This is a genomic window from Pseudozobellia thermophila (assembly GCF_900141855.1).
GTDB lineage: Bacteria > Bacteroidota > Bacteroidia > Flavobacteriales > Flavobacteriaceae > Pseudozobellia > Pseudozobellia thermophila.
This window is the reverse complement of record NZ_FQYU01000005.1, coordinates 7790-25987: the sequence shown is the minus strand read 5'-3', so window position 1 is coordinate 25987 and position 18198 is coordinate 7790. Positions and strand designations below refer to the sequence as shown.

Annotated in this window: 11 protein-coding genes and 1 riboswitch; of the genes, 4 read left to right on the top strand and 7 right to left on the bottom strand. The window is 49.7% G+C overall.

Going from position 1 to position 18198, the window contains the following annotated elements; translation table 11 throughout:
* Positions 1–20: 20 nt before the first annotated feature.
* Both BUB37_RS13350 and BUB37_RS13345 read left to right on the top strand, forming a co-directional pair.
* Positions 21–2762 (top strand): T9SS type A sorting domain-containing protein, encoded by a 2742-nt coding sequence (locus BUB37_RS13350; protein ID WP_139278114.1) that lies wholly within the window; start codon positions 21–23, stop codon positions 2760–2762.
* On the top strand, positions 2759–3466 hold the full coding sequence (locus tag BUB37_RS13345) for a hypothetical protein (protein ID WP_072994327.1): 708 nt from the start codon (positions 2759–2761) through the stop codon (positions 3464–3466). Before BUB37_RS13350 ends, BUB37_RS13345 begins: the two co-directional genes overlap by 4 nt.
* A 109-nt stretch (positions 3467–3575) precedes the next feature.
* On the opposite strand, the gene BUB37_RS13340 is transcribed toward BUB37_RS13345, so the two are convergent.
* The 6 genes from BUB37_RS13340 to BUB37_RS13315 form a co-directional block, all read right to left on the bottom strand.
* Positions 3576–4739 carry a trans-sulfuration enzyme family protein gene (locus BUB37_RS13340; protein ID WP_072994326.1) on the bottom strand — a complete coding sequence of 388 codons (1164 nt, stop codon included), beginning with the start codon at positions 4737–4739 and terminating at the stop codon, positions 3576–3578.
* Positions 4740–4781: 42 nt separating this feature from the next.
* Positions 4782–8168: a bifunctional aspartate kinase/homoserine dehydrogenase I gene (gene thrA, locus BUB37_RS13335; RefSeq protein ID WP_072994530.1), complete on the bottom strand. Its 3387-nt coding sequence runs from the start codon at positions 8166–8168 to the stop codon at positions 4782–4784.
* 62 nt (positions 8169–8230) lie between these two features.
* Complete coding sequence (locus tag BUB37_RS13330; RefSeq protein ID WP_072994325.1) at positions 8231–9508, bottom strand: O-acetylhomoserine aminocarboxypropyltransferase/cysteine synthase family protein; 1278 nt, start codon at positions 9506–9508, stop codon at positions 8231–8233.
* Positions 9509–9633: 125 nt separating this feature from the next.
* A riboswitch (SAM riboswitch) is annotated at positions 9634–9757 on the bottom strand.
* A gap of 76 nt (positions 9758–9833) precedes the next feature.
* A complete protein-coding gene (gene metK / locus BUB37_RS13325) occupies positions 9834–11090 on the bottom strand; it encodes a methionine adenosyltransferase (protein ID WP_072994324.1) in 1257 nt (418 codons plus the stop codon).
* A gap of 276 nt (positions 11091–11366) precedes the next feature.
* Positions 11367–14045, bottom strand: coding sequence for a TonB-dependent receptor (locus BUB37_RS13320; RefSeq protein ID WP_072994323.1), 2679 nt, complete (start codon positions 14043–14045; stop codon positions 11367–11369).
* A gap of 52 nt (positions 14046–14097) precedes the next feature.
* The gene (locus BUB37_RS13315; protein ID WP_072994322.1) at positions 14098–14949 is read right to left on the bottom strand and encodes a GLPGLI family protein; all 852 of its coding nucleotides are present in this window, start codon (positions 14947–14949) and stop codon (positions 14098–14100) included.
* Between the two features lie 171 nt (positions 14950–15120).
* Between BUB37_RS13315 and BUB37_RS13310 the strand changes: the two genes are divergently transcribed.
* A complete protein-coding gene (locus BUB37_RS13310; protein WP_072994321.1) occupies positions 15121–15735 on the top strand; it encodes a deoxynucleoside kinase in 615 nt (204 codons plus the stop codon).
* Positions 15736–15779: 44 nt separating this feature from the next.
* On the opposite strand, the gene BUB37_RS13305 is transcribed toward BUB37_RS13310, so the two are convergent.
* Positions 15780–16784, bottom strand: coding sequence for an App1 family protein (locus BUB37_RS13305; RefSeq protein ID WP_072994320.1), 1005 nt, complete (start codon positions 16782–16784; stop codon positions 15780–15782).
* Between the two features lie 239 nt (positions 16785–17023).
* Here BUB37_RS13305 and BUB37_RS13300 point away from each other — a divergent pair, with 239 nt between their 5' ends.
* On the top strand, positions 17024–17734 hold the full coding sequence (locus BUB37_RS13300; protein WP_072994319.1) for an energy transducer TonB: 711 nt from the start codon (positions 17024–17026) through the stop codon (positions 17732–17734).
* Positions 17735–18198: the final 464 nt, after the last annotated feature.

The window sequence follows — 18198 nt, the reverse complement described above, 5'->3', positions numbered from 1 at the left end:
GAAAACCTAAACCCATTACCATGTCACTAAAACAGAACTATCTTTTGGCCCTTATTTGCTTAGTGGCCACTGGTTCATTTGCCAGGGACATCTACGTTGCCAAGAACGGGGATGACAACAACCCCGGTACGTTGGAGCTACCCTATTTGACCATTGCGAAAGCGGCCAGTGTAGCGGTCGCCGGTGATGTCGTCTTTATTAGGGAAGGCACTTATGAAGAAACTTTGGCCCCTTTGAATTCCGGGAGTCCGGGCCAGCCCATCGTTTTCCAGTCGTATCCCGGTGAAAAAGTGGTCATCTCGGCCATGGAAGCCCTATCGGGTTGGACCCACGATGGCGGTTCCATATACAAGACGACCGTGCCCTTTCCCTCTTTGGGACAGGAAAACTTTGTAATGCACGACGAAACGGCCTTGGATCTCGCCAGATGGCCCAACAAAACGGACGCCGATCCCTTTGCCCTTGGAACCTTGAGAAATACGGGGGGCAGCAATGGCGATGTTGTCAACGGCGCCTATTTGACGGAAGCATCGATTCCCGGAATTGACTGGAGCGGCGGGGCGGTCTGGTTTTACGGCGACAAGCCCGGCAGCGGTTGGTTGGCCTGGAAAAGGACCATAACCGGTAGTTCTTCCGGCAGGGTAAACTTCGACCTGACCACCACTGCCAATGAAACATGGGTCAGAACATTTCACGCCCCGGCAGATCTAGGCGACTTTTATCTAGAAGGGGCAAAGGAGGCCCTAGACTACCAAAACGAGTGGTACTACGAAGAGTCGACCCAGACGCTTTACGTACAGCTGCCCAACGGCAAGGCCCCGGAAGATGGCCAGGTAAAAATGAGACGTCGTTTGGAAACGATCAACCTTAAGGACAAACAGTACATTGAAATACGCAATCTTGCGGTTTTTGGAGGAAGCATCAATATGGAGGACAGCTCAACGTGGTGGGGCACCAACCCGAACAGCCTAACAACCCACAACGTACTTTACGGGGTAACTTCCCTATATGGAAACCATACCCAAGGGATTACCGATAGCTCGCGAACCAACAAGGCCAATATACATGTACAGGGATCGAACAACAGGATCGAAAAATGCGAGATCGCCTTCAACGCCGGTGCCGGCCTGGTCGTAAGGGGCAACGACCACCAAATCATCGACAACTACATCCACGATTGCAATTTCCTGGGTTTTTACGACGCCCCCCTTGTCGTAAGGGGCATTAACCATACCCTGGTCAAGAACAATACCGTCTTCAGGGGAGGTAGGGACGCCATTCAATACAACGGTTCCGACAATGAGTTTTCCTATAACGACGTTTCCCAAAGCAACCTTATAGCCGACGATTGCGCCCTTTTCTATACGGTAGGTCCGCAGTACACCACCGAAATCCACCACAATTGGTTCCACGATACCGCTTCTGGAGGAAGCAAATATAAAGCCGCAGGAATCTATTTGGACAACAATGCCGCGGGATTTGTGGTGCACCACAACGTCGTTTCGAATACCGAATGGACGAGCGTACAGATCAACTGGAACGGCACCGATATCGATATTTTCAACAACACTTTATGGAACGGTTCCGAGGTTATGGGGGCATGGCACAAAGAAGGAACCTCGTTCTCGAACGTTCGGGTCTGGAACAACCTCGGAAGCGATCCGAATTGGGAACCTCAATCCGACAAACAGCATAATTTAGTGGTTACCGCAGATGTTTTTGTCGGTGCCGACAATGGCGATTTCAAACTAAAACCGGGTACTTCCCCTATCGACCAAGGGCGGGAAATACCCGGAATCACAGATGGGTTTAGTGGCGACAAACCCGATATCGGTGCCTACGAACATGGTGGCGATTCTTGGGATACCGGCATTACCTGGGAGCCCAAATTCGGACCTACGAGCCTAGGTTGCTACGGACTTCCGGGAGAAAACTGTATCGCATTCGATCCCAATGACACCGATGCCGACGGGGTCGGCAACGCGGACGACCAATGCCCCAATACACCCCTAGGGGCCACGGTGAATACCAAAGGATGTCAAATATTCAGCCTGCCCGCAGACAATTTCAGGGTAAAAGGAACAGATGAATCGTGCAGTACCAACGATGACGGTATCATCTCCATTACATCCGCAGCGCCATCCCTTCAGTTTAAGGGAAGAATCATGGAGACCGGGGCAGAAAAGGACTTTACCTCCGGAACTTCCTTCACCGGTTTGGCCGCCGGAAATTACACCCTTTGCATCAGCACTGCGGCCGATGCCGACTTTGAACAATGCTATGAGGTATCGATAAAGGAACCTGAAGGACTAACCGTCTCATCGACAATCGACAACACCAAAAAACAAGTGACCCTAAACTTGGACGGCAGTACCCATTACAATATAAACCTCAACGGAAAGACCACGACCACCGATTCAAGCCAGATTACCTTAGATCTCTCCGAAGGACCGAACGAGCTTTCGGTGTACACCGATAAAAATTGCCAAGGAAGGTTCGAAAAAACGATCGATGTATCGGACCACATTACCGTTTTCCCCAATGAGGTAGAAAACCAGTTGACCATAGCCTTCCCAAGACCTATCCAATCTATGGTCTCCCTTTGGTTAATTTCCTCCACCGGAAAGGTAGTCGTAAACAAGACCGAAACCATAAACGACAAAACGCTTGCACTCGATGTCGGACACCTAAGTTCTGGAATGTATTTTCTTAAGATAAGTTCGGACAACATCAACTCACAAGCCAAAATCATCAAGCAATGACCGCCAATAGCCTTGCAAAACCCTGCTTTCTTATCTTGAGCGCCCTATTATTGGGCTGTAGTAATGGGGATAGCGATGGAGAGCCCCTCCCGGGGGAAGCCCCCGCACCGAAAAGTTCGGTGTTGCTCTTTCCGAAAAAGGACGAAGCCTGTTACCAAGGAGACGTCATCTCCCCTACCCAAACCCGGGTTAGGTTTGAATGGGAGCCCTCTGCCCATACCGACAATTACATATTGGTCTTAAAAAACCTGGCAACCGATGAGGTAAGCGAACACCAAACCTCGGACACTTCGATTGCCTTGACCATTTTAAGGAATACCCCCTATTCTTGGAGCGTAATTTCAAACTCGAACCAAAGCCCTACCAAGGCCAGCAGCGAAACCTGGAAGTTTTACAGTTCGGGTGAAGGTGAGGATAACTACGCCCCCTTTCCGGCCGATATAACCGCCCCCTCCATGGGCTCCAGCGTACCTTCCCCTGTAACCTTAAGTTGGAAGGGGAGCGATGTCGATGACGATATTGCTTCGTACGACCTGTATCTCGACACCAACAATCCCCCGAGCCAGTTTCTCGCGAATACAAGTAATACCAGCATAAAGGGGATAGCCTTGAAAAGCGGAACAGTTTATTACTGGAGCGTAATTACCAAAGATAAAAATGGGTCCAGTTCCCGATCACCTGTCTTTGAATTCAAAATAGAATAGCGTTCAGGGTCGGCCCCTATCAGGGACACTTGAAAACAAAGGGCAATTGCCCTGGGTTTATCCCGACCGTCGTTCTGGGCACCCTAAGGGTATTGGCCCTGGCCTCCCCTTAACCCAAGGCCTGCGAAATATCGGCGATAATGTCGTCGATATGCTCCAATCCGACCGAAACCCGTACCATACCGTCAGATATTCCGGTTTCCGCCCGTTCCGCGACCGATAGCTTGCTATGGGTCGTCGACGCCGGATGCGTAACGATACTTCGCGAATCGCCCAAATTGGCCGACAAGGATAGCATTTTGATGGAATTGAAAAACTTTTGACCGGCTTCCAATCCGCCCTTTACCTCAAAGGCGACCACGCAGCCACCTGCCTTCATCTGCTTTTTGGCGATTGTATACTGGGGATGCGATTTTAGGAATGGATATTTTACCCAGTTTACCTTATCGTTGCTTTCCAAAAACTCGGCCAACTTCAGGGCGTTGTCGCAGTGGCGGTCGACCCGAACGGCCAAGGTTTCCAAGCTTTTTGAAAGTACCCAGGCGTTAAAGGGAGACAATGCCGGCCCGGTAATCCGGGAAAAACGGTACACCTTGTCGACCAATTCCCTTTTTCCAACGGTAATACCGGCCAGCACACGCCCTTGCCCGTCCATTAGTTTCGTTCCGGAGTGGATGACCAGATCCGCCCCGAACTTGATCGGCTGTTGCAAATAGGGCGAAGCAAAACAATTGTCGACCACCAAGATCAAATTGTGTTTTTTGGCTATCTTTCCCAGGGCCTCCAGATCGAGGATATCGACACCCGGATTGGTAGGGGACTCCGCATAAATAATTTTGGTCTTCGGGGTAACCAAGGCCTCTATCCCGTCTAGGTCATCGATCTTAAAATAGGTGTGGTCGATGTTCCACTTCGGAAAGAAGTTGGTGAACAAGGAATGGGTAGACCCAAAAATGCTCCGTGCCGACAATACGTGGTCGCCACTGTCCAGAAGGGCGGCCAATGTCGAGAATACCGCCGCCATACCCGATGCAAAGGCAAACCCTGCCTCGGCAACTTCCATCTGGCAGACCTTTTCAACAAATTCGGAGGTATTCGGATTCGAATAGCGCGAATACACGTTGCGTTCCTTCTCCTCGGCGAAAGAGGCCCTCATATCCTCGGCATCCTCGAACACAAAACTGGAGGTGACATACATGGGTACCGAATGTTCCAGGTTATCGGACCTCTTTAATTGCGTACGTATAGCGTTTGTTTCAAATTTTCGGTTCATTGTATTTGTTATTATCGACCTAACGGCCGCTTCTTCTATTGACTATCCCTTCTCGGCTATTCTCAAAATATCGCCGAACACTCCGCGGGCGGTTACCGCCGCACCGGCCCCTGCACCTTGGATCACCAATGGGTTTTCTCCATAGGATTCGGTATAAATTTCGATAATGGAATCGGACCCTTTTACTTGGCCCAAAGCACTTTCCTTGGGCACCGAGATCAATTTAACTTCCAAAATACCTTTCTCCTTTTGAAGGTCGCCGTGCAGATCGCCCACATACCTCAGCACGTGACCGGGCTTTTGGTTTGTTTTGATCTGCTTGAACTTTTCGTCCAAGACATCAAGTCGTCCCAGAAAATCGTCGACCGTTCCTTCCCGCAATTCCTCGGGAATCAGGTTATCGATCTCGATATCGGAAAACTCGTTGCCCAGATCGAGTTCCCTGGCTAAGATCAACAGTTTTCTGCCCACATCGTTGCCCGAGAGGTCTTCCCTGGCATCAGGCTCGGTATAGCCCTTCTTCATCGCCTCCCTTAAAATGGCCGAAAAAGGTTGGTCCGCTTCGGAAAAGGTATTGAAGATATAGCTGAGCGACCCCGAAAACACTCCTTTGATCCGGGTGATGTTCTCGCCTGAAAGGTGCAATAGCTTTATCGTATCTATCAGGGGAAGGCCCGCCCCCACATTGGTTTCATACAGGTATTGTTTTTGGTGTTTGGCCAATTCCTCGCGCAGCAGCTTGTAAAAATCGAACCTGAGCGTGTTCGCTATTTTGTTGGAAGACACGAGGTCGAAACCGTTTTCCACCAACTCAAAATAATGGGCGACAAAATCCTCGTTGGCGGTATTGTCGACGGCGATCAGGTTTTCCAAATGATGCTTTTTGGCGTAGTCGATAACCTTTCGATAGCTATAGGCCTCGCCCTTTTCCTCCAGGGCCTTTTTCCAGTTTTTCGAAATTCCCTTCTTCTCCAACAGCAACTGCCTTGAGTTGGCAACCGCAAATACGTTCAGGTCGATGCCCTTTCGTTCTTCGATGGTCTTCTTCGAGCGCAGGATCTGTCCGATCAAGGTTCCTCCCACGTTGCCGTGGCCGAAAATGGCCAGGTTCACCTTCTTGCTGATGCCGAATATCTGTCCGTGCATCACGTTAAGCGCCTTGTGCAGGTCCGATTTTTTGACCACTAGGCTTACGTTCTTTCCCGAAACCGTGTTATTGAACAACAAGGGAACGATCTGGTTTTTGATCAAGGCATTGAAGGGCTTGTGGAAGGTGCTTAGGTCCTGCCCTACCACCGATATGACCGATACCTCATCGAGTACGGTGATCATATTGATGTCTTTGGATCGGTAATCGCCGGCAAATTCGGCATCGAGGGCCTTCTTGGCCCTAAAGGCCTTGTCGGAATCGACCACCAGGCCGATACCGCGCTCCGACGAGCCTTGTGAAACGATGCTCACACTGATGTTGTTCTGTTCGAGCGCCCTGAAAATCCGTGCGTCTATACCCACCTTGCCGAGGAGTCCCCTCCCCTCCAAGTTGATCAGGGAAACGTTTTCAATGACCGACAGGGATTTTATGCCCCCCTTAGTGGTCTTGGCGCTGATCAGGGTACCCTCGTTATCGTCGTTGAAGGTGTTAAGAATACGCAGGGGAATGTTCTTTTCGATAAGCGGGATGATGGTCTTGGCGTGCAATATGGTGGCACCAAAATTGGCCAGCTCATTCGCCTCGCCGTACGAAAGGTTGGCTATTCGCCTGGCATCGGGCACCAAATCGGGGTTGGCCGTAAAAATACCGTCGACATGGGTATAGTTCTGAAGCTCGTCCGCATTTAGAAAATTGGCAAAAAGGGCTGCCGAATAATTGCTTCCATTTCGGCCCAAGGTGGTGGTCTCCCCTTGTTCGTTCGATGCGATAAACCCGGTAATAACGGGCACCGTGTCGTGGTCTAAGTGCGCAAAATGCCTAAGGATATTTTCCTTTGACCGGGCCTCGTCGACCGAGGCATCGCCAAAATTGGAGTCGGTCTTCAGCAACTTACGCGAATCGACAAATTCGGCCGATACCCCTCGCCCTATCAATAGTTTGCTCACCAGTTTGGCAGAAATGAGTTCGCCAAAAGCCAGGGCCTGGTCCTTAATTTTCGGGCTGTAATCGCCCAATAGGGAAACCCCTTCGAGCAATTTGGCCAACTCCTTGAACTCTGCGGACAGGTTCACGTTTTTAAAGGTATGCCTTTGGTATTTTTCGAACTCCTCAAAATCCTTGTAGTAGTTCTTACCCGAAGCGGCCTTGTCCAAGAGCTCCTCGATCCGGTCGGTGGCCTTGCCACGGGCCGAAAGGATCACGGCAATGTTCTCGCCTTCGTTCACCTTGCGGGCAACTATGTCGAGTACCCTGCCCAAGCCTTCGCCATTGGCCAGCGACTTTCCCCCGAACTTCAATACCTTTAAACGTTTCGACTTTCCGTTTTGACTAAATATGGGCAGTAAGAGTTGCTCCATCTGATCGAATTCGATCAAAAAGGCATCGTGGCCGTGCAGGCTGTGCACCTCGCCATAGGTTACGTTGCTCTGCGCCTGTGCCAGTTGCTTAAAGGTTTCCTTGTTTTCCTTGGCGGTAAAGAACAGATCCGAATCTACCCCGACGATATGGATGTTCATATCGCTGTTCTGAAGCTCGATAAAGTTTTTGTCGCCGTCGCGCATAATATCGATGGTCTTCAATAGCTGGTTCATCAGCTTATAGGCCGACAACTGAAAGCGCTCTTGCAGTTTTTCGCCGTGGTGCATCAACCAACTTTCTACGTTAAAGACCTGGAGTTCCTCGTTGGTACTCCGTTTAAAGCGTTCCTTGAACGACTCCGGCGTACGGTAGCACAACATGGCGTGCATACGGGCATCGTGAACGGGTTTTTTCGAATTGACCAAAAACTGCTCTTGGATCTGGCAATTGGCGATCAACCAATCGGTAGACTTCCAGTCCGACGCCACGGGAATCAGGTGTTCGGTAATCTTGGGGTCGAGGGCCGCCATTTCCCAAGCGATACCCCCACCCAGGGAGCCGCCGATAATGGCATACAATTTTTTAATCTGCAGCTGTTCGAGGCCCCATAGAAAGATACGGGCGATATCGCCCGCCACAAAATCCTTGTAGTTTTCTATAATGAACTTGTCATAGCCGTTTCCGGGAATGTTGAACGACAAAATGGTATACTTCCTGGTGTCTATGCATTTGCCTTCGCCTATGAGCGCAGACCACCAACCGCCGTCACCGGTTACATTGGAGTTACCGGTTAGTGCATGGTTGACCAATACAATAGGGGCGCTGTGCAGTTCTTGGCCGAACAGCTGGTACGAAAGCTCAATGTCCTGGGTTACGTTGCCCAGGGTGGTATAATTCTTTAATTTAAGATGATGAAGCATACGTGGTTCAATTAGGCCCGAACCCAAGAAGGGAGCGGGCCCTATTAGCATTTATTCCAATTTTACTTTAAGGAGGCGAAGGCATTTTCCAAATCGGCCTTCAGATCGTCTATATCTTCGAGACCAACGGACAGGCGGATCAGGTCTTGGCTTACGCCCGCGGCCGCCTGTTGCGCTTCGTTCAACTGTTGATGGGTCGTACTTGCCGGGTGGATAATCAAGGACTTGGTATCGCCGATATTGGCCAGCAGCGAGAATATTTTGGCGGCATCGGTAACTTTCTTGGCCGCCTCAAAACCGCCTTTTACCCCAAAGGTTACCAGACCGCTCTGCCCTTTGGGCATGTACTGTTGTGCCAGGTCGTAGTATTTGCTGCTCTTCAGACCGGGATAGTTTACCCAGGCCACCTCTTCCCGGCCTTCCAGCCAAGTTGCCAGGGCCAGGGCGTTGGCACTATGCTGTTTTACGCGAACGTCCAAGGTCTCAAGGCCCTGAATGATCTGAAAGGCATTGAACGGACTCAAGGCTCCTCCGAAATCGCGCAATCCTTCCAAAATGAGTTTAAAGGTATACGAAGCGGCACCTAGGGCCTCGTGATAGACCAAACCGTGATAACCGGCCGATGGCTCGGTAAATTCAGGGAATTTTCCGTTGGCCCAGTTAAAGGTACCGGCATCGATAATGGCACCGCCCAAAGAGGTACCCTGCCCGCCAATGTACTTGGTCAGGGAGTGGATCACGATATTCGCCCCGTGCTCAATCGGGTTCAACAGTGCGGGCGTGGCCACGGTATTGTCGACGATAAACGGCACCTGTGCCGCCTTTGCCTTTTCCGATATCGCCTTTAGGTCGAGCACATCAAGTTTGGGGTTGCCCAAAGATTCGACAAAGAAGGCACGGGTATTGTCCTGTACCGCCTTTTCGAAATTGGCAGGGTCCGACGCATCGACAAATGTGGTGGTGATCCCCAATCGGGGAAGCGTTACGTTCAACAGGTTGAACGTACCTCCGTAAAGGCTACTCGAAGCTACGATATGGTCGCCGGCCTTCAACAAGGTCATCAGCCCGGTCGAAATGGCGGCGGCCCCCGATGAAAATACGACCGCCCCTATCCCGCCTTCGACGGCGGCCAGTCTTTTTTGTAGGATCTCGTTGGTAGGGTTGTTCAAACGGGTATAGATAAACCCAAGTTCAGCCAAGGAAAAGAGGTTGGCCGCATGGTCGGTATCGTTGAACACGTACGATGACGTTTGATAAATGGGCACCGCCCTGGTTCCTCCCGTTTCGGCGGGATCATGGCCGGCATGCAATGCATTGGTCGAAAATTTGTGATCACTCATGGTAACTGATTTTTAAATGTTTACAAAAAAATACATTAAAAAATCCAAACGCCACACTGCCAACGCTGCAGTTAGGTTTTATCAAAAAGTTATAAGAAAGCGAAAAATTACGGAAGTAATCTGTTGCGTTATCTGCCCCAATATGCCATTGGGATAGAACGTAGCACCTTCTCCGCCCGGACAATTTGATCGGACAAAGGGTTGCTAAGGCTTCAAAGGGTCTATTCCCTCCACCTTTCTTGATAACTATTCAATACGTGTTTGAACTTTTGGAACAGCAAATATATATACGGAAAAATTAAATTCCCCTTATTTTATTAAAAATTTATAGTTTGAAGGCCTTTTTCACCTCATCTACCCGATCCAACTTTTCCCAGGTAAAGAGCTCCACCTCTTTTTCAACCCTTCCGTTGTAGGGCGACTCATAAACCTTTTTTACCACTTGGGGCGTTTTTCCCATATGGCCGTATGCGGCCGACTCAAGGTAAATGGGGTTTCTTAGCTTTAACCGCTCTTCGATGGCGAAGGGCCTCATATCGAACAGTTCCCGCACCCGTCGGGCGATCTCGCCATCGGTCAAATCGACCTTGGCCGTACCGTAGGTATCGATAAATATCGAGGTGGGCTCAACCACCCCAATGGCATAGCTTACCTGTACCAATACCTCATCGGCCACCCCGGCGGCCACCAGGTTCTTGGCCACATGGCGCGCGGCATAGGCGGCACTTCGGTCTACCTTGCTAGGGTCCTTTCCGCTAAAGGCCCCACCGCCATGGGCACCCTTGCCCCCGTAGGTATCAACGATGATCTTTCTTCCGGTCAATCCCGTATCGCCATGGGGCCCGCCGATAACAAATTTTCCGGTAGGGTTGATATGGTACGTGATATCGTCGTCGAACAAGGCCTGGATCTTTTCGGGCAACTGGGCCTTGACCTTGGGAATCAGGATCCCGACGACATCCTTTTTGATCTGGGCCAACATCTTGTCGTCATCGGCATCAAAGGGGTCGTGCTGGGTAGAGACCACAATGGTATCGATACGCACCGGTACGTTCTCATCGGAGTACTCGATCGTAACCTGGGCCTTGGCATCGGGCCTCAAATAATCGATTTCGGTACCCTCCCTGCGCAAGTCGGCCAATACCTGAAGTATCTTATGCGAAATATCAAGGGCCAGGGGCATATAGTTTTCGGTCTCGTTGGTCGCGTAACCGAACATCATACCTTGGTCTCCCGCACCTTGTTCCTCCTTCTTGCCGCGATCGACCCCTTGGTTGATCTCTTGCGATTGTTCGTGGATCAATGAAATAACACCGCACGAATCGCCGCTAAATTGATATTCGCCCTTGGTGTACCCGATTTTGTTGATCACCTCCCTGGCTATTTGCTGAACATCCAAATAGGTATCGCTCCTGACCTCTCCCGCAAGTACGACCTGCCCGGTGGTCACCAAGGTTTCACAAGCTACTTTACTATCGGGATCAAAGGCCAAAAAATGGTCTAAAAGCGCATCGCTGATCTGATCGGCCACCTTATCGGGATGTCCTTCGCTAACCGACTCTGATGTAAAAAGGTACGACATAATACTTCTTTATTTACTAAGGATTTGAAAACGGCCCTAAAGAAGTATGATATGGAAGAGGTCCACAATCAACTGCTTTAGCATTTTTTTGGCACCTTGTCGGTAGTCGTAAAATTGAAACTACCTTACAAGGACTAGAGGTTGCAATCAGTCAAATCCTTCCTCCTGGTTTTATAATAGGATGCAAAAGTATAAAAATATGTGCTAACCAAAAGACTTGGCCCCTTTTATTTGCAAAATGACCGGGCGGGTCGATTGCCCCACCGGCCCGTGCGCCTAGATATCGTATTTTATGGAGAACAGAACATAACGGGGCTGCACGTAGTACGATTGGGTCGTAAAGTAAAAATCGTTCGTGCTATCGCGGTTTAGGGTCGTCGTATTCAAAAGGTTCGTACCCTTGACCCCGAATTCCCAGCGGCTGTCCTTTTTTTGGTAGGTCAGGTTCGACTCCAAGAAGCTATAGGTATTGTCGATCGTATCGGCCTTATCGGTATAGCTATAGAAGTCGTAATCCAGGGTAAAAATAAAGTTCTTTAGGAAGGCCGTATCGAAACGGGCATAGGGCCTCTTGGTATAATACGTCGTCGCCAGCCCCCCGTTGTCGTACTTGTTAACGGTATACCTATAGCCCAATTCCAAATTAGGGGCGTTCTGAAAGTTGGTAGAGAGGGCTCCGGTATAATTTTGGGTAAAGGCGTCGGAGGTACGCCGCTCGCCGTCGACCAGGTTATTGGTCGTAGACCAGGCCACGTTGCCCCGTACGGAACCCTTTATCTTGCCAAAGGTACGCTCGTACCTTCCATTGGCCGACAGGGACTCGTCCTCGAAATTGGAGTTGATGGTCGTACCGACCCTATTGATCCCTATGATATCCGTACTGCCCTTGAGGGCATCGATTCGTTTGGTATAGGCGATATTGGCAAATATGTTCGTAAAATTGAACATATTGAAACTAAAGAAGTTCAATGAGAGGTTATGGTTGAGGGCACTTTCCAGGTCCCTATTTCCACTGTACACCGAATTGTAGTTGTTGAGCACGTAGCCTTCGGCAAAATTGCTTACATCGGTAAAAGAACGCGTCACCTGGTAATTGAACCGGATGTTCTCCGATTTTTTCAATTGCGCATTGATGTAGACATCGGGCAAGAGGGAGGTGAGCTTGTCCTCCACCACACTGCCCAACTGCTCGTTCTTTACGTTATACCGGTGTAGGGTAACCCCCGGGTTGAAGGTAAAAATACCCGATATCACCTTGTAATGGAACCCCAAATAGAGGTCTGACACGTTAAAGGTGACCTCGTTGCCGTATTCGCCCCCCTCCATATCGAGAACATCGCCATTGTCCAAGATCTGGAAAATTCCCGAATAAAAATTTTGATGGCTCTGGGTGGTGCCCAGGGTAAAATTCAAATTGCTCTTTGCCCCCAGTACGTAATAGTAATCGACCTTGGCATCCACTTTGTTGGTCACCACGTTCTTGACCTGGTTCATATTGTACTCCCCTTGGCTTTCGTCCACGGGAAAGATATCGGTAAAGGCGAACTCGCTTCGTATGGCTTCATAAAACGGATCTTCGTCTTGATACAGGTGCTGTGCCTCTACGGCAAAAATGTTTTTTTCGTCGAGGGTGTAGTAAAGATTGAAGTTTTGGTTGACCGATAGGGGCTTTTGACTTTTGTTCTCCTCAATCTCGTCGGTAATGTCGGATACGGAAAGTACGTTTACCCGCTCGTTATCGTCCGACTGTTTGAGCAGCACATCGTAATCGACCTGTAAATCGGCATCGGGCTTGTACCTTGCACTCAACTTGGCCAACCCCAAATGGACGGTCTGATCGGTGTCGGTCGTTGCCTCTTCGGTGTCGTTACTGGCGATGTACGCCGTATTTCTCTGCGATTTCATGAGCGTACCGGTGTACGAATACACCCCAAAACCACTTAGGTCGAGCGATTCGGTGGGGGCATAACTGAAATTGGCCGCGGCAAACTTCGTATCGATATCGTTGGCCCTGTTGTTTTGGGCGGTGGTAAGCCCCAGTGCGTCGGCGCCCGTATTGATCGAACTGCCGCCCCTCGAATTAAGGTTCCGGAAACCGCCCGTAAAATTTCGATAATCGCTTCTGGTAAAGGGCACCTCGCCAATATTGTTAAGGTCCGTTATGATATTGATACTGTACTTGGGACTATAATAAAACAATTTCGGGTGCGCCAAATACCTTTCATCGGGCCCGAAACCCGCTGTCAGCTCGCCGAACCAGAAATTCTTTTTTCCCTGTTTGAGTTTGATATTGAGGGCCACATTGTCGTCGTCGTTGGTCAGTCCTTTCATTTGCGAGACTTCGTTGTAGTTTTTAAGTACCTCGACCTTGTCGAGGGCGTTTGCCGGTATGTTCTCTACGGCCAATTTCGAATCGCCGTCGAAAAAATCCTTGCCCTCGACCATCACCTTGGAGACCGTTTTTCCCTCAACCTCTACCTGTCCATCGTCGTTTACCTCGACCCCCGGTAGGTTTTCGAGTACGTCCTTCAATTTTTTTTCGGTGCCCGATACAAAGGAATCGGTATTGTAGACGATGGTATCGCCCTTAACCGAAACGGGCATTTCGTAGGTTACCTCCACCTCGTCCAATTCGGCGGCCTGCTCTTGCATGACGATATCCTTTGTCGCGTCGGTCTCGCCCGCCGTAAAGGTGAACGACTCGGTCTTGAGCCCCAGGTAGCTTACCTTGACGTTGTATTGCTGGCCCGACTTGAGCTTGAGCTTGTACTGGCCGGCGTGGTTGGTAATGCCGTACGATTCGAGGCCCTTTGTCGCGGCGTTAATGGCTATGACATTGGCCATGTCGACCCCCGTGCCCAAACTATCCTTGACCGTACCGGAAAGGGTTATTTCCTGTGCCCGACCGGCTACCACGACCATCAGGAACATGGCAAACAACAATACATTTCTCATTCTGATTCTAAATTGAAGGAAAATTCATTTTTGATTAAGCGCTTCGTGGCGGTTACGACCTGCCGTTACGGCCTCCGCCCCTTCTGTTCCTGAAGTTCTCGCGCATCTCCTTGGTCTTCTCTTGCGCTATTTGGTCGTATTCGGCCTGGGTTACCCTTTTGCCTTTGCCCGGGGGCTTGATCTCTACCTTTTCCGAAGGATTCAGCGTAATCTGCGAACAAACGATCGTCGTAATATCATCGCTTACGGCAAGGATGAGCCCCGGTAGGCCCCAATAGGACGAAGGCCCTTGGTTGACGGGAATCTCGGGCGTATACCAAGCCACCACTTCGACCTCCTTGATAATAAACTCCTCTTCTTTCTTGGCCTCATTGGCATCGTCCCCACCCCTTCTTCGGAATATGGCCCTCATGTTGGGCCGCTTGATCGTCTTGGTCGCCGTAGCCTTAAAAGCCGTATAGTTGCCTATTTGCTTGGTCTCGTCCCCCAATTTCCAATCGAGCGTCTCGAGGCTGTCATCAACGAGGAAAATTTTACCGTAGAGATCGTTTTTCACCAAATACCTCCGCTCTTTTATATTCTTATAGTAGGGCCCCTCCGACCCGGTCAAGGCCCCAAAGCGAGGCCCACGGCCTCCCCCACCTTGACCACTCGGTTGCTCCAGGCGCTCTTCTTCGGTGTACAACGACTCCGTTTGATTGAAGTTGAGCTCATAGACCCTTTCATTGGCCTTTTTCATACGTTCCAAAATCTCCTTTTTCCGGTCTTCGGGAATCTGGCGGTTGCCAAAATCCATATTTACCTGGGTCTTGCTTTGGTAAATCGCCTTTCCTTGAAAATCCTGGGCCTGCCCATTGATCACGAATAGGACGGCGAACAAAGTGAAAACAATCGAATTTCCCATACCTTAAGTATCATATTACCCCTCTTCGACTCGTTAAATCGCCCAGGGTTTAATACGCCCTGCAAATAAAATTTAAATTCCCAAGTTTTTTTTGCTTACCCGATATCCTTTGTATCTTGTATCTTCGTATTTCCTTTAGAGAAAACACAACCATAAAATTAGACACACCTTATGCACATTGCAGTTGCCGGGAATATCGGTGCCGGAAAAACCACACTAACTAGGCTATTGGCAAAACATTACAAGTGGGAGGCCAATTTCGAGGACGTTGTAGACAACCCTTATCTCGATGATTTTTACAATCAAATGGAGCGATGGAGCTTTAACCTTCAGATCTACTTTCTGAACCACCGCTATCGCCAGATCCTTAAGATCAGGGAAAGCGGCAAGAACATTATACAAGACCGCACCATTTACGAAGACGCCTACATTTTCGCGCCCAACCTGCACGCCATGGGCCTTATGACGAATAGGGATTTCAGCAATTACGAGAGCCTGTTCGAGCTCATGGAAAGCTTGGTACAGCCGCCCGATCTGCTTATTTACCTTCGCAGTTCGATACCCAATCTGGTCAAACAGATCCACAAACGGGGCCGTGAATACGAAAACAGTATTTCCATCGATTACCTGAGCCGCCTTAACGAACGCTACGAGGCTTGGATCCACGGCTATAAAAAGGGCAACCTGCTCGTAATCAATGTAGACGAACTCGATTTTGTTGACAACCCCGAAGACCTGGGCTCGGTGATCAACAAGATCGACGCCCAGATCAACGGACTTTTTTAGGGGGGACAAACGTTCAAAACAAGTCCTTATCATTTAAGAACGGGTCAGATAAACCCGTTTTTTTTGGCGTGTTCTATGGCCTGTTCGGTACTTTCTACCAATAGCACGGGGGTAGTGTCGTAATCTTTAAAGACCGACTTTACCCTCTGCATCTTTTTTTTGTGCGCAACGCTTCTCAAATAGATGGCCAATATGGCCTGGGGGTGCTGTTGGGCGATTTCTTTGTAGATATCGGCATCGTATTCACCACTATCTCCGATCAAGATAAACCTTAGCCCCGGGTAGGTCTTTAAAATATTCAATATTTCCTTTTGCTTCTGCGGCTTTTCCTTGGGCGATTTCCATTTTCCGAAAAGCGGAAAACTTCGCAAAAGAATAGGGCCTTTGGGAAAGTTGTTCTTTTGCAGGAACATTTCGAGGTAGCGGTAAAGGTTCCACGGGCTATGGCTAACGTAAAACAAGGGGTTGGCCTCATTACCCAACCGGCCCCGATGCAACAATTGGTAAAATTCTGCCGCCCCGGCCAGGGGGGTACGCTTATCCGCCGTTTTAAAAACCGTATTAAAAATAACCTTCCACTTTAACGAAGATACCACACCGGTGTGCAGAATGGTATCGTCTATATCGCTGATAACACCGAATTTGGCCTTTGAAGACGGTATAAGCATCTCTCCCGGAAAACGGTTCTGATAAAGCACATCGCGTTTTAAGCCGGGGTCGCTAAACGAAATTTCGAAATTGAGCCAGCCCTCGCCATTGGTCAATTCGCGCAAGTTATTGCACTGGCCCTCTAGTTTGTAATAGCCCGAATTGTCCGTTTTTCCCTGAACGGTCCTACCATCGGGCAAGGTAATGGTTACGGGGGTATGGCGTACCTCATCGGTTTCAAAACGTTTGTACGTATTCAATACCAGGTTAAAAATTCCCTTTTGGGCCAGGTCTATTCCTTCGTCTTCCAGGGCACGGCCCCTTGCGTAAAAATGGGAGTCGGTACCATAGCCTTGAAAAGCAATAATCTGCAGTTTGTCTTTCTTACCGAACCATGTCATACCTTAAAATTACCGAATATTTGGCCTGCCGTATCGTTGGGGCTTCGACAAATATCGCAATTCGAAGATAAATACATTTTTCAAATTCTGGCCAGGGCCTTCCCCTTGTTCAAAGTCCCGACCTGATCAAAGCCCCGCGGCCGGTTCACTCACCCAAGGCACCGGTTGGCTCATTGCCCCTTTTTATCAAAAGGCCATCGCCCTAGCTTTACGGCAAGTTAACCCTTAAACCCTTTGATATGGAACCGAAAAAGAATCGCATGTCGGACCTGAACCGAAACCGGGGCCTTTATTTTGTACTGGGCCTGCTATTCGTAATGCTGCTTACCCTTGTTGCCCTCGAATGGAAAACCTATGACAGGGGCCTCGATTACGACATCTCGATGAACGTAGAAGACCCGCTGGCCGAAGAGGTGCCCCTTACCATACCGTACAAAACACCTCCGCCCCCACCGGTACAGGCACCCCCCATTATCGAGATCATCGACGACGAGGAAGAGCGCATCGAAAGCGAGATCGCAGCAACGGAAACGGACCAAGAGGAAAAAATTCTTGAGGTAGGCGACGTAGAGGCCCTGGAGATGGAAGAACCCGAGGAAGTCCCCTTTATCATGATCGAGGAAGTCCCCGTTTTTCCCGGATGCGAAAAGGAAAAGACCGCCGAGGACAAACGCGCATGCTTTCAAAAGATGATGGGCCGGCACATCGGCAAGAATTTCAGGTATCCTGAAATCGCACAAGAATTGGGCATCGAAGGTCGGGTAAGCGTGATGTTCGTCATTCAAAAAGACGGCAGTATCGGCAACATCCGGTTGCGTGGCCCCGACAAATCGTTGGAAGCCGAGGCACGGCGCATTATTGAAAAGCTACCCCGAATGACACCTGGCAGACAACGCAACACGGCGGTGCGGGTACCTTTCAGCATTCCCATCAACTTTAGGCTTGAATAAGGCGAGGGCCATCTTGGACGCCCTTTTCGGCGACGGTCGGCCCTACTTGGTTTGTTGAAAACGCCAAACGGACTTCCCCTTATTTTATGTCGCCCAAGGCGGGAAGCGAAGTTCCCATATTTTTTTTGGCCTTGGCGAAGCGGTAACCGACAGTTTTTGGGTACCCCCCTTTTGGCAAGGATCCACTTGCCCGTATACGGCCTGCTTGTAGCCTGGTTTTTAAAGGGCAAGATGGACCCGAACCACGATATTAATCATTTTGTATATCAAATTTTGACTTGAGCATAAATTGATATACAAAATAAACAATTAAAAGTTGCCGTCGGCTGCTTGAAATACAGAGGGTTGTCTATTTTTTTATATTTTAGGGCGGGATAAGAAAGTTGCATATATTTACGTGATGGTCGATGATACCTCCGGCCCGTAAAAAACCGGGCGGTCGAGGCCGCCGCCCTACCTTTTTT

Excerpts from the sequence above, each read along its gene's own strand:
- BUB37_RS13350 (WP_139278114.1), top strand. The coding sequence starts at position 21 with ATGTCACTAAAACAGAACTATCTTTTGGCCCTTATTTGCTTAGTGGCC.
- BUB37_RS13345 (WP_072994327.1), top strand. The coding sequence starts at position 2,759 with ATGACCGCCAATAGCCTTGCAAAACCCTGCTTTCTTATCTTGAGCGCC.
- BUB37_RS13340 (WP_072994326.1), bottom strand. The coding sequence starts at position 4,739 with ATGAACCGAAAATTTGAAACAAACGCTATACGTACGCAATTAAAGAGG.
- thrA (WP_072994530.1), bottom strand. The coding sequence starts at position 8,168 with ATGCTTCATCATCTTAAATTAAAGAATTATACCACCCTGGGCAACGTA.
- BUB37_RS13330 (WP_072994325.1), bottom strand. The coding sequence starts at position 9,508 with ATGAGTGATCACAAATTTTCGACCAATGCATTGCATGCCGGCCATGAT.
- metK (WP_072994324.1), bottom strand. The coding sequence starts at position 11,090 with ATGTCGTACCTTTTTACATCAGAGTCGGTTAGCGAAGGACATCCCGAT.
- BUB37_RS13320 (WP_072994323.1), bottom strand. The coding sequence starts at position 14,045 with ATGAGAAATGTATTGTTGTTTGCCATGTTCCTGATGGTCGTGGTAGCC.
- BUB37_RS13315 (WP_072994322.1), bottom strand. The coding sequence starts at position 14,949 with ATGGGAAATTCGATTGTTTTCACTTTGTTCGCCGTCCTATTCGTGATC.
- BUB37_RS13310 (WP_072994321.1), top strand. The coding sequence starts at position 15,121 with ATGCACATTGCAGTTGCCGGGAATATCGGTGCCGGAAAAACCACACTA.
- BUB37_RS13305 (WP_072994320.1), bottom strand. The coding sequence starts at position 16,784 with ATGACATGGTTCGGTAAGAAAGACAAACTGCAGATTATTGCTTTTCAA.
- BUB37_RS13300 (WP_072994319.1), top strand. The coding sequence starts at position 17,024 with ATGGAACCGAAAAAGAATCGCATGTCGGACCTGAACCGAAACCGGGGC.